Below are 16,502 nucleotides of genomic sequence, written 5' to 3'. Positions count from 1 at the left end.
AGCCTGACAATCGCGTCAGTTTGAACTGACAACCTGGAGGGCGTGATGGACGTAGCGGTGATCGGAGCGGGCCCGGTGGGCCTGATGCTGGCGGCGGAGCTGCGGCTCGGCGGCGCGAAGGTGGTGGTCCTGGACCGGCGGACCGAACCGGACCCGCGGCCGCGGGCGAACGGGCTCGGCGGCCGGATCGTCGAGCAGCTGGACCACCGGGGACTCCTCGGCCGGTTCCGGGCCGAGGCGACGTTCGCCGGCCCCCTCCCCGGTTTCCCGTTCGGGCCGGTCCCCCTCGACTTCTCCAGGCTGGACGCGCCGCTGCGCGGGCTCATGCTGCAGCAGCCACGGATGGAGGCCCTCCTGGAAGAGCGCGCGACCGAGCTCGGCGCCGAAGTCCGGCGCGGTCACGAACTGGTGGACTTCGGCACCGTCCGCGGCCCGGACGGCGAGTACCGCATCGAGCCGCGGTACATCGCCGGCTGCGACGGCGCGCACAGCCGCGTCCGCGAACTGGCCGGCATCGGGTTCCCCGGCACCACCGGCGACGAGCTGATGCGCCTCGGGCACTTCCGGGCGGACGTGGACCTTTTCGCCACGGTGACAGGACTGGAGCGCGGCTGGAACCGCCGTCCCGGCGGCCGGGTGCTGGTGACCTCGCTGACACCGGGCGTCGTGATCGCCGGCGTCCGGGAGGTGACGCCGGAGCCGCCCGGCGAGCCGACGCTCGACGAGTTCCGCGCCGCCGTCCGGCGGGTCCTCGGTACCGACCTGCCGCTGGGCGAACCGCTGTGGCTGTCGCGGACGGTGAGTTCGGCCCGGCTCGCCGAGCGGTACCGGGCCGGGCGCGTGCTCCTGGCCGGCGACGCCGCGCATGTCTTCCCCGCCGGCGGGTCTTCGCTCAACGTCGGGCTGCTGGACGCGGTCAACCTCGGGTGGAAGCTCGCCGCCGTCGTGCGCGGTTCAGCTCCGGAAAGCCTCCTCGACAGCTACCACGCCGAAAGGCGCCCGGTGGCCGCGCGGACGTTGACGCAGACCCGCGTCCAGGCCCTGCTCGACCGCCTGACCGGCGAGGACGGCGACTCCCTGCGGACACTCTTCGGCGAACTGGCCGCGTTTCCCGACGCGACCCGGCACCTGGCCGGGCTCCTGCGGGACGCCGACGAGCTCCCGTACGTCCCCGACCTGCCACTGACCGTCGGCGGCGAGCCGGCCCGGGTGGCGGAAGTCATGCGCGCCGCGCGGACCGTGCTGTTCGACTTCGCCGACCGCGCCGACCTGCGGGAAGCCGCCGGTCCGGGCGTGAAGATCGTCACAGCCGCCTGCCCGGACGCCCCGGCCGACGCGCTGCTCGTGCGCCCGGACGGCGTCGTGACCTTCCGCGGCGGTGACCCGGCGGCGCTTCGGGAAGCAATGACGGCACCGGGGCGTTGACCCCGGTTGTGAGCTCATTGCCTGACGTGCCGCTGTCCGTGCTCGACCTGTCCCCCGTTTCGGAGGGGAACACCGTCGGCGAGACGCTGCGCAACACCCTGGACCTCGCCCGCGCCGCGGAACGGCTGGGCTACCACCGCTACTGGCTGGCCGAGCACCACAACATGCCCGGCATCGCCAGCTCCGCCACCGTCGTGCTGATCGGGCACGTCGCCGACGCCACCGAGCGGATCCGCGTCGGGTCGGGCGGGATCATGCTGCCCAACCACGCGCCGCTGGTCGTCGCCGAGCAGTTCGGCACCCTGGAGGCGTTCCACCCCGGCCGGATCGACCTCGGCATCGGCCGCGCGCCCGGCACCGACCAGCGCACGGCGCTGGCCCTGCGCGGTCCGGGCGGGCTGTCCGCGGAGAACTTCCCGGAGCACCTGCAGGAACTGATCGGCTACTTCACCCATTCGGAGGCCCGCGGCGTCAACGCGGTGGTGGCCGAGGGCAACCAGCCGCCGGTGTGGCTGCTCGGCTCGAGCGGCTTCAGCGCCCAGCTCGCCGGGCGGCTCGGGCTGCCGTTCTCCTTCGCCCACCACTTCGCCGCCGAGAACACCGTCCCGGCCGTCCAGCTCTACCGCGAGAACTTCCGGCCGGGGGTGCTCGACGAGCCGTACGTGATGCTCGGCGTGTCCGTGGTCGCCGCCGAAACCGACGAGCGCGCCCGCTTCCTGGCCGCCCCCAGCGGGCTGACGTTCCTCAGCCTCCGCCGCGGCCGCCCGATCGCCCTGCCGACACCGGAAGAAGCCGCGGAATACCCGTACACCGAGATGGACCGCGCGTTCCTGGCCGAGCGCTTCGGCTCCAGCATCGTCGGCTCGCCGGAAACCGTCCAAAAGGGACTCGAGCAGCTTCTGGCCGACACCGGCGCGGACGAGCTGATGGTCACCACGATGGTCCACGGCCACGCCGACCGCGTCCGCTCCTACGAACTCCTCGCCGCTCTCAAGTCCTGACGTGCGCAAAGGGTCGACACGCGTGATTCAAAGGTCGACACGCGTGATTGAAGGGTCGACACGGCGCAGCCCGGGGTCCCGCGGCGTGTCGTCCTCCTGATCACGCGTGTCGGCTCCCGGATCACGCGTGCCGGCTCCTCCGTCACGCGTGTCGTCCGCCGGGATGCGCGGGAATTGACAAAGCGGGGTGGGGCGTCAAGCGCGGGCGGGGTTGCCGGCGGAGTTTCTTTTCCTTCGCTGACAACAAGATCGGGTCCGTTTGTCAGCTCTGGACAAGAAATGCGCGGTTACCAGCCCGTGACCCCGTGATCCTGCTCAAGTTCTTGTCTCCCAGCAAGGCCGTCGTTAGCGTACCGACCAGTAGGAAACGGCACGGCACTCCCGAGACCGTGAATGGCCGGTAATTATTAGTCCATTCGGTCCATTTCCCTTTGGTCAGCTCGGGTGTATTCGGCGTGCCGCCGAAACCGCTGGAGGCACACGAATGGCCGAACGGACGACGACGGCGTCGTTCCCGGGGACGGCCGCATTGCGGCAGACCGGACGGCTCTACGGACTCGGCCTCGACGTCGTCCGGCTGACCTTCCGCCGCCCGTTCCAAGCGCGGGAACTGATCCAGCAGTTCTGGTTCATCGCGAGCGTGTCGATCCTGCCGACGGCGCTGGTCTCCATCCCGTTCGGCGCGGTGATCGCGCTGCACATCGGCTCGCTGACCACGCAGATCGGCGCGCAGTCGTTCACCGGCGCGGCGAGCGTCCTCGCGATCATCCAGCAGGCCAGCCCGATCGTCACGGCCCTGCTCATCGCCGGCGCCGGCGGCAGCGCGATGTGCGCGGACCTCGGCTCCCGCACCATCCGCGAAGAGATCGACGCGATGGAGGTGCTCGGCGTCTCGCCGGTCCAGCGGCTCATCGTGCCGCGGGTGCTCGCCGCGATGGGCGTCGCCGTCTTCCTCAACGGCATGGTCAGCGTCGTCGGCGTGCTCGGCGGCTACTTCTTCAACGTGATCATGCAGCACGGCACCCCGGGCGCCTACCTGGCCAGCTTCTCCGCCCTGGCCCAACTGCCCGACCTGTGGATCAGCGAGATCAAGGCCCTCCTCTTCGGCTTCGTCGCCGGGGTGGTCGCCTCCTACCGCGGCCTCAACCCCAAGGGCGGCCCGAAGGGCGTCGGCGACGCGGTCAACCAGTCGGTCGTCATCACGTTCCTGCTGCTGTTCGTGCTGAACCTGATCCTCACCACCGTCTACCTGCAACTCGTTCCGCCCAAGGGGAGCTGAAGTGACGACCACGGACCTCCCGAGAACCGCGCGGGTACGCGAGGCCGTCGACCGCCGGTTCGGCTTCCTCGACACCCTCGGCGACCAGATCCTCTTCTTCCTCCGCGCGATCGCGTGGACCCCGCGGGCCCTGCGCCGCTACCTGCGCGAAGTCGTCCGCCTGCTGGCCGAAGTCAGCTTCGGCAGCGGCGCGCTGGCCGTCATCGGCGGCACGATCGGCGTGATGATCGGGATGACCGTCGCCACCGGCACGGTCGTCGGCCTCCAGGGCTACTCCGCGCTGAACCAGGTCGGGACGTCGGCGTTCGCCGGGTTCGTGTCCGCCTACTTCAACACCCGCGAGATCGCGCCGCTGGTCAGCGGGCTCGCGCTGAGCGCCACCGTCGGCTGCGGCTTCACCGCGCAGCTCGGCGCGATGCGCATCTCCGAGGAGATCGACGCCCTCGAGGTCATGGGCATCCCCAGCGTCCCGTACCTGGTGACGACCCGGGTGATCGCCGGCTTCCTCGCCGTCATCCCGCTGTACGCGATCGGGCTGCTGTCGAGCTACCTCGCCTCGCGGCAGATCACCGTGTGGTTCTTCGGCCAGTCCGCCGGCACCTACGACCACTACTTCCTGCTGTTCCTGCCCCCCGGCGACGTGCTGTGGTCGTTCGGGAAGGTCCTGGTGTTCAGCATCGTGGTGGTCATGGCGCACTGCTACTACGGCTTCCGCGCGAGCGGCGGCCCGGCGGGTGTCGGGGTCGCGGTGGGCCGCGCGGTGCGCACCGCGATCGTCGCGATCAGCGTCCTCGACTTCTTCCTGTCCCTGGCGATCTGGGGCGCGACGACGACCGTGCAGGTGGCCGGATGAGAAGGGAAACCCGCCGCAAGGCCGGGGTCCGCACCGCCGGGGTGCTGTTCCTCGTGGTGATGGGTGTGCTGGTGACGCTCTCCATCAAGGTGTACGACAAGGACTTCGTCAGCACGGTCCCGGTGACGCTCAAGGCGAGCCGCATCGGCAACCAGCTCCAGGCGGGCGGCCAGGTCAAGGCCCGCGGCGTGCTCGTCGGGGAGATCCGCGGCGTCCGGGCCACCCCGCAGGGTGCCGAGATAGCGCTTGCTCTCGAACCGGGCAAGGTGGACATGCTGCCCCGCAACGTCTCCGCGCTGCTGGTGCCGAAGACGCTGTTCGGCGAGCGGTACGTCCAGCTGTCCATCCCGGACGGCGAGCGCGCGCCGCACCTGGCCGCCGGCGACGTCATCGAGCAGGACCGCTCGGCGAACGCGATCGAGCTGGAACGGGTCTTCGACAACCTGCTGCCGCTGCTGAAAGCGGTCCAGCCGCAGAAGCTGGCGACGACGCTCACCGCGGTTTCGACGGCCCTGGAAGGACGTGGCGAGCAGCTCGGCCGGACGCTGTCCACCGCCGCCGACTACCTCACCGGCTTCAACCCGCAGCTGCCGAAGTTCACCAAGGACGTCCAAGACCTCGCGGCGGTCTCCCGGCTGTACGGGGACATCGCCCCCGACCTGCTGGACGCGCTCACCGACTCGGCCGTCACGCTGAACACGGTGCACGACAAGGCACCCGAGCTCGCCACGGTCTACCAGGAGGTGCGGAGCTCGGCGGGCGAGGTCCAGCAGTTCCTGAACCGCAACAAGAACAACCTCATCGCCCTGTCGGCCGACAGCCGCTCGGCGCTGGAGGTCGCGGCGGAGTACTCCCCCAGCTTCCCCTGCACCCTGAAGGCGATGGACGCGTTGCGCAAGCCGGTCGACGAAGCGCTCGGCAAGGGCACGAACCAGCCCGGCATGCACGCCGCCGTCACCGTCACCCAGTCGCGCGGCAAGTACGTGCCCGGCAAGGACGACCCGGCGTACCCGGCGGCCGGCGGCCCGCGCTGCTACCCCAGCGGCGTCGCCCCGACGACCGGCACCGCCGCGGTCGCGCCCGGCACGCCCCAGCACCCGCTGCTGACCGGCACCCAGGACGACCTCGGCGTCGCGAACTCCCCGCAGGAACGGGAGCTGCTGGCCACGGTGCTCGCCCCGCAGCTGGGCGTGCCGACCGGGGAGGTCGCGGACTGGAGCAGCGTGCTGGTCGGTGCGCTCTACCGCGGCACGGAGGTGACGCTGAAGTGAGGAAGTTCGCCGCCCCGCTGCTCAAGAGCCTGATCTTCGTCCTGGTCACCACGGCCGCGACCGTGCTGCTGGCGATCTCCATCGCCAACACCGGCGTCGGCCGCACCGACCTCTACGGCGCCACCTTCACCGACGCGACGTCGTTGAACGTCGGTGACGACGTCCGGATCTCCGGGGTTCGCGTCGGGCAGGTCGAGGAACTCGAGATCGCCGGGCACAGCCTGGCCCACGTCCGGTTCTCCCTCGACGCCGGACGGCAGCTGCCCGCCGACGTCGGCGCGGTCATCAAGTACCGCAACATGGTCGGGCAGCGCTACATCGCGCTCGAACGCGGCGCCGGCGGCCAGGGAACACTGCCCGTGGGCGGGGAAATCCCGCTGAACCGCACCACCCCCGCCCTGGACCTGACCGACCTGTTCAACGGCTTCAAGCCGCTGTTCCAGGCGCTTTCGCCCACCGACGTCAACCAGCTCTCCGGCGAGATCGTGCAAGTGCTGCAGGGCGAGGGCGGCACGGTCGAGGAGCTGCTCGCGCACACCGGCTCGCTGACCTCGACGCTCGCGAGCCGCGACCACCTGATCGGCGAAGTGATCACCAACCTCAACCACGTGCTCGGCACGGTGAACAGCAAGGGAACCGCACTGACGACGTTGATTTCGACGCTGCGGGAGCTCGTTTCCGGCCTGGCCGCGGACCGCACCGTCATCGGCGACGCGATCGGCGGCCTCGGTGACCTCTCCACGGCCACCGCGGGCCTGCTCGGCGACGTGCGGACCCCGCTGAAGGACAGCATCACCGGCCTCGACGGCGTCACGAAGAACCTCGCGGACGAGCAGACCCTGCCCGGTCTGGAGCGGACGCTGAGCACGTTGCCGGAGAAGCTGAACAGCCTCGGCCGGATCAGCTCCTACGGCTCGTGGATGAACTTCTACGTCTGCAGCGCCGTCCTCCAGACCCAGCCGCCCCGCGGAACACCCGTGACCGCGAAGAGGTGCGGCTCGTGAAGTCCTTCAAGGAACGCAATCCACTCGCCCTCGGCGTCGCCGGGAGCGTCGTCCTCGCCGCGCTGCTGACCGTGACGTTCAACTACGACAACCTGCCGATCGTCGGCGGCGGCACCACCTACCGCGCCGAGTTCTCGGAGGCGGCCGGGCTGCAGCCCGACGACGAGGTCCGCGTCGCCGGCATCAAGGTCGGCGAGGTCCGCGACGTCGCACTGGCCGAGGACCACGTGCTCGTCACCTTCCGCGTGAAGAACGCCTGGGTCGGCGACCGGACGTCGGCGGAGATCCGGATCAAGACGCTGCTGGGCCGCAAGTTCCTCGCGCTCAAGCCGACCGGCGACGCCGTGCAGGACCCCGGCCAGGCGATCCCGCGCACCCGGACGGTCACGCCGTACGACGTCACCGAAGCGTTCAACGGCCTCGCGAACACCGCCGGTTCGATCGACACCGCGCAGCTCGCCGACAGCTTCACCGCGATCAGCGACACCTTCCGCAACGCCCCGGCCCACGTGCGCACCACGCTCGACGGGCTGTCCGCGCTCTCGAAGACCGTGTCCTCCCGCGACGACCAGCTCGCCGGCCTGCTGGCCAACGCCAAGAAGATCACGACGACACTGGCGAACTCGAACCAGGACTTCGAGCAGCTGCTCTCCGACGGCAACCTGCTGCTGGGCGAGCTCGACCGGCGCCGCCAGGCCATCCACGACCTGCTGACCGGCGCGCAGACGCTGGCCACCCAGCTCTCCGGCCTGGTGGCGGACAACGCCGGCGCGCTCAAGCCGGCCTTGAGCCAGCTGAACACCGTGACCGACCTGCTGACCCGGCAGAACGACAACCTGGCCAAGAGCCTGGCCGCCGCCGGACCGTACTTCCGGCTCGCCAACAACGCGCTGGGCAACGGCCGCTGGCTCGACTCCTACCTCTGCGGCCTGCTGCCCGAAAACCGTGACCCGTGTGTGCCGCCGAAGCGGACGGGAGCCCCGAAGTGAACGCCACCCGCACCTACCGGTTCCTCGCCGCGGCGGTCGTCACGGCGCTCGTCGTCGTGGCCGCGCTGTGGTGGCTCTTCTCCGGCGCCGGCCTCAACCGCGCCACCGTGCTCTTCTCCCGCGCTGTCGGCGTCTACAGCGGCTCCGACGTCCGGCTGCTCGGCGTCCGGATCGGCCAGGTCGAGTCGGTGACCCCGCGCGGCGAGCAGGTCGAGGTGACGCTGACCTACGACGGCTCCGCCCCGATCGCGGCCGACACCGACGTGGTCGTCATCGCCCCCAGCGTCGTCGCCGACCGGTACGTCCAGTTCTCCAAGCCGGCCCGCGGCGGACCGCGGCTGGTCAACCACGCGACCATCGGCCTGGACCGCAGCGCGACCCCGGTCGAGCTGGACCAGCTGTACGCCAGCCTCGACTCGCTCACCAAGGCGCTGGGCCCCGACGGGGCGAACAAGAACGGCGCCCTGTCGGACCTGCTCACCACCGGCGCGAACAACCTGCGGGGCAACGGAACCGCGTTCAACGATTCCGTCCGGCAGCTCGCGGAACTGGCCAGGACCCTCTCCGGCAACTCCGGGGACCTGTTCACCACCGTCCGGGAGCTGCAGCAGTTCACCACCATGCTGGCCGCCAACGACGAGCAGGTGACGCAGGTGAACCAGCAGCTCTCGTCGGTGTCCGGCACGCTGTCGGCCAACCGCGACGAGCTGGCCTCGGCGCTGCGCTCGCTCGGGGCCGCGCTCGGCGACATCCAGGGCTTCATCAAGGACAACCGGGCCCTGATCAAGTCCAATGTGGACAAGCTGGCGGTGACCACGCAGACGCTCGTCGACCAGCGCGCGTCGCTGGCCGAGTACCTCGAGACCGCGCCGCTGGCCGCGACCAACCTCATCCAGACGGTCGATCCCGCCACCGGCACCCTGCAGACCCGCACCGACCTGATCGACTACCTGCTGCCGCTGCCGGTGACCGGGTCCGTCTACACGAACGAGGCGGGCGGCAAATGAGAAGAGCACGACGCGTCACGGCCCTGGCCGCAGGCTGCTGCCTGGTGCTGACCGGCTGCTCGGGCGAGTTCAAGGGCGTCTACGACCTGCCCCTGCCCGGCGGCGCCGACGTCGGCGACCACCCCTACCACGTCACCGTCCAGTTCGCCGACGTCCTCGACCTGGTACCGCAGGCCGCGGTGAAGGTCGGCGACGTCCCGGTCGGGCGGGTCCAGACCATCCGCCTCGGCGCGGACGGCTGGACCGCCGAAGCCGTCGTCGAGGTCAACGGCGACGTCGTGCTGCCCGCCGACGCCGTCGCCCGGCTGCGGCAGTCCAGCCTGCTCGGTGAGAAGTTCGTCGAACTCGCCGCCCCCGACGGCCAGGCGAAGGACCGGGCCCGGCTGGCCGACAACGCCGTGATCCCGGTGTCGCGCACAAACCGCAACCCGGAGGTCGAGGAGATCTTCGGCGCGCTTTCGCTGCTGCTCAACGGCGGCGGCATCGGGCAGCTGCAGACGATCAACCGCGAGCTCGGCAAGGTGATGACCGGCAACGAGACGCAGATCCGCTCGTTCCTCTCCGGCGTCAACACCCTGACCACCGACCTCGACGCGCACCGCCAGGACATCACCGCGGCGCTCGAAGGCGTCAACCGGCTGGCCACGACGCTGGCCGACCGCGACAAGCAGGTGTCCGGGGCGCTCACCGACCTGACACCGGGGCTGCGCACGCTGACCGACCAGCGCACCCAGCTCGTGGCGATGCTCCAGTCGCTCGACGACCTTTCCGGCGTCGCCACCGACGTCATCCACAAGAGCAAGGACGACCTGGTCGCCGACCTGCGCGCGCTCGCGCCGGTCCTGCAGCGGCTCGCCGACGCCGGGGCGTCGCTGCCGAAGGCCCTGGAGATCCTGCCGTCCTTCCCGTACACCGACGCGGTGATCCCGGCGATCAAGGGCGACTACCTCAACGTCTACCTGTCGGTCATCCCGGCACCGGGCGTGCCGCTGCCGAACCCGGGCGAAGGCGTCCCACCCGCCTGCGAGCCGGACGCCCCGGCCGGCAACCCGCCCTGCCTGCCGGCCCTGCCACCGCTTCCGCTCCCGGCCGCCGGCCAGGTCACCACCCCGGGAGGGCGCTGATGCTGACCACCAGAGTCCGGGTCCAGGTCATCGCGTTCGTCGTGATCTCGCTCGTCACCGTCGCGTTCGTCGGCGCGAACTACGCCGGGATCGGCCGGCTCGTCGGCAACGGCGGGTACACCGTGAAGCTGGAGCTCGCCGAGGGCGGCGGCATCTTCACCAACGGCGAAGTGACCTACCGCGGCGTCGCCGTCGGCCGGATCGGGGAACTGCGGCTGACGCCGTCCGGGACGGAGGCGGACCTGATCATCGACCGCTCGGCCCCGCCGATCCCGGCGAACGCGCAGGCCGTGGTGGCCAACCGGTCCGCGGTCGGCGAGCAGTACGTCGACCTCCAGCCCCGCACGTCGGACGGCCCGTTCCTGGACGGCGGCTCGGTCATCCCGCGGGAGAAGACGACGCTGCCGATGCCGGTGCAGCACCTGCTCGGCGACCTCGACTCGCTGACCGGGTCCGTGCCCACCGGGGACCTGCGCACGGTCGTCGACGAGCTCGACGACGCGCTGCGCGGCACCGGCCCGGATCTGCAGGTGCTGCTGGACACCGCGACGTCGTTCACGAACGACGCGTCGGCCAACCTGCCGCAGACGGCGAAGCTGATCGACGACGGCTCGACCGTGCTGCGCACCCAGCTCGACTCCTCCGCCGAGTGGCGCTCGTTCGCCGGCAACGCCAAGCTGTTCGCCGCCCAGCTGTCCGATTCGGACGGTGACCTGCGGCGGCTGATCGCCACCGCGCCGCCGGCCGCGACCGAGCTCGGCACCCTGCTGCGGGAGACCGACCCCGGGCTGCCGATCCTGCTGGCCAACCTGCTCACCACGGCGCAGGTGATCCAGACCCGCACCGGCCAGCTGGAGCAGCTGCTGGTGGCGACACCGAAGATGGTCGCGGCGACGTCGACGGCCTTCCCCGGGGGTGACGGCAACCTCGCCATGGCGCTGACGTTCTACGACCCGGTCCCCTGCCGGGCCGGGTACGAGAGCACGCAGTACCGGCCCAGCACGGACACCTCGCCGCTGCCGTTCAACACCAGTGCGTCCTGCACGCTCGAAAAGGGCGACGCGACCTCGGTGCGGGGCTCGCAGCACGTGTCGCGCGCACCGGTGCCGTCCCCCGCGGCGGCCGCCTCCGGTGCTCCGCTTCCCGCGTCGCCCGGCCTGGCGGTGTCCCCGACGATCGAGGAGATGCTGTGGCTGGGAAAGTGAAGTGGCCGCTGCGGGCCGCCGTGCTCGCGGTGGTCGTCACCGCCGCCTTCGCGGGCTGGTCGGGGTTCTCCTGGTACCGCACCGCGCACAGCGCCGAACTGACCTACGGCACCGCCCGCGACGAGGCACTGGCCCGTGGCCGGGAGCTGGTCGCGCAGCTCTGCACGCTGGACTACCACCGGCTGGACCAGGGGCTCGCGCAGTGGCTCGACGCGTCGACCGGCCCGCTGCACGACCGGCTGGCCCACACCGACGACACCACGAAGAAGACCCTCGCCCAGGACGCGACGGTGTCCACCGGCAAGGTGCTGGACGCGGCCCTGAGCGAGCTCGACGAGCACGCCGGCACCGCGAAGCTGCTGGCCTCGGTGGAGATCACCGCCCAGAAGGACGGCGTCGCCCCGGCGACCAAGCGCAACCGCTTCGCGGCGGGACTGACGCGGACCGGCGGCGGCTGGAAGCTCAGCGCGCTCGACGAGCTGCCGGTGGGGGCCCGATGAGCACCGCCGACGCACCGGCCGCCACCGAAGAAGAGGCCGCCGTGACCCCTCCCGATCCCGATGACGAGCCCACTCCCGATGCCGAAGCCGCTCCGGAGGACGTCGACCGGCCGCGGCGGCGCCCGATCCTGCTCCCCCTGCTGATCGCCGTCTCGGTGCTGCTGGCCGCGGCGGGCGTGGTGTGCACCGTGGCGGCGCGCTCGGCGGCCGGCGAACCGGCCGCGGCCAACCACGCGCTCACCGACGTCGGGGCCACCGCCGACGTCACGTCGGCGGTGACGCTGGCGCTCAACCGGATCTTCTCCTACTCCTACGACAAGACCGACGTCACCGGACAGGCCGCGCGGGACGTCCTGCGCGGTGACGCGCGCACGACCTACGACCGGCTGTTCGCCCAGGTGAAAGAAAAAGCACCGGCCCAGAAACTGGTGCTGACGACGCGGGTGACGTCTTCCGCGGTTCAGGAACTCCGCGACGGCCACGCCCGGCTTCTCGTGTTCCTCGATCAGTTCGCCACCCGCGCGGACAACAATTCCAGCAGTTCCGCGGCCGCGCAGCTTTCGGTGACGGCGGAACGCGAGGGCAATACCTGGAAGATTACCGGCCTCACCCCCCGCTGACCCCAGTTTTCAGCACGCTGCACAATTCGAAGGAGAGTTGGCATGCCCACTTTGTTGCGCACTCGAACGAATGGCCGGAAATGGGCCCGCGCGGCCGCGGTCGTGGCGGCCGCGGGCGCCGCGATGAGCGTCGTCACCGCCGTACCCGCCTCGGCCGACGTAGTCGAGATCCCGGTCGGCTACACGGTCACCGGCAACACCGTGGTCAAGAAGACCGGCAGCGCGATGACCCTCGGCCCGGGCAACCTCGACGGCAACCTGATCATCGACGACCAGACCGGCTCGGTCGGCCTCAACGCGAACCTGACGCTGCCGCCGTCGCAGGCGAACATTTCCCTGGTGTCGGGCCTGTTCAAGATCAAGGCGAAGGTCAAGATCACCCCGACCGGCCCGGCCACCGGCACCCTCGCCGACGGCACGCTGACCACGCACGCCCAGGCGAACATGGAGATCTACGACATCTGGGCCGGCCTGCTGGTCCCGGTGATCCCGCTGCCGACGGTGCCGGGCAGCTGCAAGGCGAGCAAGCCGCTCGAGCTCGACCTGAGCGCCAAGGACGTCGACATCTTCGCCCCGAAGTTCACCGTCACCGGCACCTACACCATCCCGGACTTCAAGAACTGCTTCATCGCCGACCTGGCGCTGGGCGCGCTGGTCTCCGGGCCGGGCAACACGATCTCGCTGGACCTGGCGGCCAAGACCGAAGGCTGATCCGGACACGGAAAGAGGGGCTTCCCGGCCGGGGAGCCCCTCTTTCCGTGTCCGGATCAGCAGGGTGCGGAGGGATCCGCCTTCAGCACGACGCTGAACCGGTCGCCGGCGGAGACGGCCTGCAGCGGACCGCAGATGCCGTTGCTCAGCGGGTCGCTCTCCATCTGGTCGTTGGACCCCCAGCCGACGATGTCGCCGTTGCTCTTGAGCGCGAGGTTGAACGTCCAGCCCGCGTCGATCGCGACGACGTCGGACAGGGCCGCGTCCGGGACCTCGGCCTGGTGGTTGTCGTTGCGGCCCCAGGCGATCACCCGGCCGTCCTTGAGCGCGAGGCTGTGCTGGTGACCGGCGGAAATGGCCGTGACACCCGATTGCGCGTCGGCCGGGACCTCCGACTGGCCGAAGTTGTCGCTGCCCCACGCGAGGACCCCGCCGTTCTTCAGGGCGAGACTGTGGTCACCGCCGGCGGAAACGGCGGTGACGCCGGACGTCGCCGCGGCCGGGACGTCCGACCGCAGGCCCCAGCTGACGACGCGGCCACCCGCCTTGAGCGCGAGGCTGTGCATGGCGCTGGTGGAGATGGCGACGACGCCGGACTTCGCCTCGTCGGGCACGTCCGTCTGGCCGTACCAGTCGTTTCCCCAGGCCAGCACGCCACCGTTCTTGAGCGCGAGCTCGTGGGCCCAGCCGGCGGCGATCGCGCTGACGCCGGACGCCGCCGCCGGCGGCACCTCCGTCTGGCCGAAGTTGTTGTCGCCCCACACCAGGACCCCGCCGTCCTTGAGGGCCATCGCGTCCATGCTGCCCATGGACACCGCGGTCACGCCGTCGAGAGCGTCCGGCGACGGCCCCGAGATGTAGTTCGAGTAACCCCACTCCAGGACCCCGCCGGTGTCCTGGGCCGAAGCGGCCGCGGACGGCACGAGCGGGGCGGCGACCAGTGCCGCGGCCGCCAGCACGGCGGACCGCCGGGATGCGCTCCGGAAACGGAAGACTTCGGCCACGGTATCTTCTTTCGCTGAATCGATTCGCGCGGTTACGGTGCACGCGCGCACCCAGATACTAACCCGGAGAATCGCCGGACGACACCCGTCGAGTTCTTTGTCAAGCGCCAACCAAGAGCCCCCCGCGCATACTCCGCTGTTGACAAAAATCGGGGCCGGGAGGACCACTGCCCAGCCCGGTACGTCACATGCTTGTTGCGCAACCGACTGGCGAGTAACCTTATTTCTCACAGCCACCTCGCGAGGGTCAGGGCTGGGCCACGGAAATACCGGGGGAATTCGCGGGTACCGATCGGTCCGCGAGGCGCATGGGCAGCGCCGGCCAAGACGTCAACTGGATGATCGAAGGAGATTGACAGTCATGACCCGACTCAGGACCTTGTCCCTCAAGGCAGTCACCACCGCAGCCATCGTCAGCACGGTGGGCCTGCTCACCGCGGGCGTCGCGGCGGCCGACACGGCCTACACCGCGTCGGCCACGCACCGATGCACGTTCCCCGGCATCCCGCAGCAGGACGTGGGAATCACCGCGTTCCTGACCGGGCCGGACTCGATCCCGGTCAACGGCACCGCTGTGCCGACCAACGTCGGCGGCACCGCGACGATCTCCGCCGCGGTCCACTCGCTGCTGACCGCCGTCGGCTACGACGGCATCCGGGGCCTGGCGACCGTCCCGGTCACCGCGGCTCGTGGAACGGTCTCCGGGCCGGCGGCCGACCTCAACATCCCGGAGACGATCTACCCGGCAGGCGGGCCGATCACGGTCAACATCGCCCAGGACGCGAACTCGACGGTCCCCACCTACACCGCCCCGGCGACCGACGGCACGGACACGCTGTCGCTCGCCTCGCCGATCACCGCGGCGTTGCAGTTCCACAAGAAGTCCAACGACACCTGGGCGAACTGGAACATGACCTGCACCCTGAAGACCACCACGCCCGCGCAGAACCCCGCGTTCTCGCCGGACTTCGTCATCACCCCCTGATCACCGGGTGAAGCAGCCGTAGGGATGGCCGGGGCCCCGGCCATCCCTACGGTTCGTTTCCCCAGCGGCCCGAACTGGAGTACGGCATGGCCTTGCGGCTGACCCGGCGGACGGCGACCCGCGGCGCGCTCGCGCTGATGTGTGTCGTGTCGGTCACCACCGGCGCGTTCACCGGCATCGGTTCCGCCGCACCGGGCGAACCGGACGGCGACGCGGCGTCCGGACGGCACGAGCTGACCAAGACACTGGCCACGACGTGCCCGTTCGCCGACCCGGTCGGACCGCTCGAGCTCGCCGTGAAGACGACCGCATCGCTGCCCGCCTCGATGACCGTGGGGCAGCCGGTGACCATCGACGGCCTGGTCGCGTCGTTCTCCCTCCCGCGCGCCGCCGCCCAGCAGCTGCTCGGCACCGGCAGCACCCTCGAAGGCGGACTGACCTTCCAGCTCCTGCTGGAGCAGGGGAAGGACAAGGACGCCCTCACCGTCCCGATGACCATCGCCGCCACCGGGTTGCCCGCCGAAGGCGATCTCTCCCTGGTGGCCACCGGAAAGCTCCCGGCGTTTTCCCCGTCCGCCGCCGGCGTGCTGCGGATCCGGGTGACGGCGCCGAAACTCGCGCTCGGCCTCACCGGCGCGCCCCCGGAGCAGCCCGCCGAGCAGGTGACCTGCTCGGCCGACGGCGGCCAGGACCTCTCGTTCGGCTCGGTGGCGGTCCTGGCGGCCGCCCCGCCCGCGGCGGACGAGCCGGCACCGGAGAAGAAGGGCGCACCCGGTCCGCGGCCGGCGGGCCCGCAGAAGCACTCCCTGCTCGACGAAGAACCGCCGCCGGACGACACCACCACGATGGTGCTGCCGCTGCAGCCGAACCAGGTCGACAACACGAGCACGATCGCCAAGACCGGCGCCGTGATCCGCAGCAAGCCGGCCGCGCTGGCGAACGGGGTCTGGCTGAACATCACGAACGCGGACGGATTCCCCATCAGGAGCGAGGTCACCGGTGAGCTGGCCTTCGCCCCGGTGACGGTGTCCTACCTGGGCTACGGCTTCCTGCCGATCAGCGCGACCGTCGAGTTCCTGCCGGTGGACTACCAGCGCAGCACGATGATTCACTCCTTCGGCACGCTGCTGGACGGGTTGCTGCGCAACCACCTCGAAGTGATCTCCCGGCTGAGCGACGTCAAGGTGAACGGCGTCCCCCTGGACGCCGGCCCGGACTGCGTGTCGGAGACGGCGATGCCGATCGACATGATCGGCGAGTACGACCCGTTCGGCGGTGGCTTCATCGGCACCGACCCGAACAACCCCGACCCGAAGTTCCGGGGCTTCACCCTGCCGGAGTTCAAGAACTGCGGAGCGGCGGAGAAGCTGAGCTCCCTGTTCACCGGTCAGAACTCCGGCCCCGGCAACCAGGCCTCGGCACGGCTCACGATCATCCCGCTGTGCGCGGAAGCGGACCACCGCAAGTGCCCGCCGGTCACGCCGATCCCGGCGGAGACCTTCCGCAAGAGCCGCTGAGCCGCCG

16 protein-coding genes are annotated in these 16,502 nt (G+C 70.7%); 15 read left to right on the top strand and 1 reads right to left on the bottom strand.

Annotation, left to right across the window (positions count from 1 at the left end; all coding sequences use genetic code 11):
- The first annotated feature begins 45 nt into the window (after positions 1–45).
- The 13 genes from AB0F52_RS13330 (at position 46) to AB0F52_RS13270 (ending at position 12,989) form a co-directional block, all read left to right on the top strand.
- The gene (locus tag AB0F52_RS13330; RefSeq protein WP_360169585.1) at positions 46–1,425 is read left to right on the top strand and encodes an FAD-dependent monooxygenase; all 1,380 of its coding nucleotides are present in this window, start codon (positions 46–48) and stop codon (positions 1,423–1,425) included.
- Positions 1,426–1,451: 26 nt separating this feature from the next.
- A complete protein-coding gene (locus tag AB0F52_RS13325) occupies positions 1,452–2,426 on the top strand; it encodes an LLM class flavin-dependent oxidoreductase (RefSeq protein ID WP_360169052.1) in 975 nt (324 codons plus the stop codon).
- 484 nt (positions 2,427–2,910) lie between these two features.
- Positions 2,911–3,705, top strand: coding sequence for an ABC transporter permease (locus AB0F52_RS13320; RefSeq protein ID WP_360169049.1), 795 nt, complete (start codon positions 2,911–2,913; stop codon positions 3,703–3,705).
- Between the two features lies 1 nt (position 3,706).
- On the top strand, positions 3,707–4,558 hold the full coding sequence (locus AB0F52_RS13315) for an ABC transporter permease (protein WP_360169046.1): 852 nt from the start codon (positions 3,707–3,709) through the stop codon (positions 4,556–4,558).
- Complete coding sequence (locus AB0F52_RS13310) at positions 4,555–5,829, top strand: MCE family protein (RefSeq protein ID WP_360169043.1); 1,275 nt, start codon at positions 4,555–4,557, stop codon at positions 5,827–5,829. Before AB0F52_RS13315 ends, AB0F52_RS13310 begins: the two co-directional genes overlap by 4 nt.
- The gene (locus tag AB0F52_RS13305; RefSeq protein ID WP_360169040.1) at positions 5,826–6,833 is read left to right on the top strand and encodes an MCE family protein; all 1,008 of its coding nucleotides are present in this window, start codon (positions 5,826–5,828) and stop codon (positions 6,831–6,833) included. The genes AB0F52_RS13310 and AB0F52_RS13305 overlap by 4 nt, the downstream gene beginning before the upstream one ends.
- The gene (locus AB0F52_RS13300; protein ID WP_360169037.1) at positions 6,830–7,822 is read left to right on the top strand and encodes an MCE family protein; all 993 of its coding nucleotides are present in this window, start codon (positions 6,830–6,832) and stop codon (positions 7,820–7,822) included. Before AB0F52_RS13305 ends, AB0F52_RS13300 begins: the two co-directional genes overlap by 4 nt.
- On the top strand, positions 7,819–8,829 hold the full coding sequence (locus tag AB0F52_RS13295) for an MCE family protein (protein ID WP_360169034.1): 1,011 nt from the start codon (positions 7,819–7,821) through the stop codon (positions 8,827–8,829). Before AB0F52_RS13300 ends, AB0F52_RS13295 begins: the two co-directional genes overlap by 4 nt.
- Positions 8,826–9,953, top strand: coding sequence for an MCE family protein (locus AB0F52_RS13290; protein ID WP_360169031.1), 1,128 nt, complete (start codon positions 8,826–8,828; stop codon positions 9,951–9,953). The genes AB0F52_RS13295 and AB0F52_RS13290 overlap by 4 nt, the downstream gene beginning before the upstream one ends.
- Positions 9,953–11,158, top strand: coding sequence for an MlaD family protein (locus tag AB0F52_RS13285; RefSeq protein ID WP_360169028.1), 1,206 nt, complete (start codon positions 9,953–9,955; stop codon positions 11,156–11,158). Before AB0F52_RS13290 ends, AB0F52_RS13285 begins: the two co-directional genes overlap by 1 nt.
- Complete coding sequence (locus tag AB0F52_RS13280) at positions 11,143–11,658, top strand: hypothetical protein (RefSeq protein WP_360169025.1); 516 nt, start codon at positions 11,143–11,145, stop codon at positions 11,656–11,658. The genes AB0F52_RS13285 and AB0F52_RS13280 overlap by 16 nt, the downstream gene beginning before the upstream one ends.
- Positions 11,655–12,278: a hypothetical protein gene (locus AB0F52_RS13275; RefSeq protein ID WP_360169022.1), complete on the top strand. Its 624-nt coding sequence runs from the start codon at positions 11,655–11,657 to the stop codon at positions 12,276–12,278. The genes AB0F52_RS13280 and AB0F52_RS13275 overlap by 4 nt, the downstream gene beginning before the upstream one ends.
- A 123-nt stretch (positions 12,279–12,401) precedes the next feature.
- Entirely contained in the window at positions 12,402–12,989 is a 588-nt protein-coding gene (locus AB0F52_RS13270) for a hypothetical protein (protein WP_360169582.1), read from the top strand.
- Positions 12,990–13,045: 56 nt separating this feature from the next.
- Here AB0F52_RS13270 and AB0F52_RS13265 read toward each other — a convergent pair whose 3' ends face one another.
- Positions 13,046–13,870 carry a hypothetical protein gene (locus AB0F52_RS13265; RefSeq protein WP_360169579.1) on the bottom strand — a complete coding sequence of 275 codons (825 nt, stop codon included), beginning with the start codon at positions 13,868–13,870 and terminating at the stop codon, positions 13,046–13,048.
- Positions 13,871–14,354: 484 nt separating this feature from the next.
- Here AB0F52_RS13265 and AB0F52_RS13260 point away from each other — a divergent pair, with 484 nt between their 5' ends.
- Entirely contained in the window at positions 14,355–14,978 is a 624-nt protein-coding gene (locus tag AB0F52_RS13260; protein ID WP_360169019.1) for a DUF6801 domain-containing protein, read from the top strand.
- An 86-nt stretch (positions 14,979–15,064) separates the two neighbouring features.
- Complete coding sequence (locus tag AB0F52_RS13255; protein WP_360169016.1) at positions 15,065–16,495, top strand: DUF6801 domain-containing protein; 1,431 nt, start codon at positions 15,065–15,067, stop codon at positions 16,493–16,495.
- The last annotated feature ends 7 nt before the right edge of the window (positions 16,496–16,502 follow it).

Source organism: Amycolatopsis sp. NPDC024027 (assembly GCF_040638975.1).
Classification (GTDB): Bacteria; Actinomycetota; Actinomycetes; order Mycobacteriales; family Pseudonocardiaceae; genus Amycolatopsis.
This window is presented reverse-complemented; position numbering and strand designations above follow the sequence as displayed.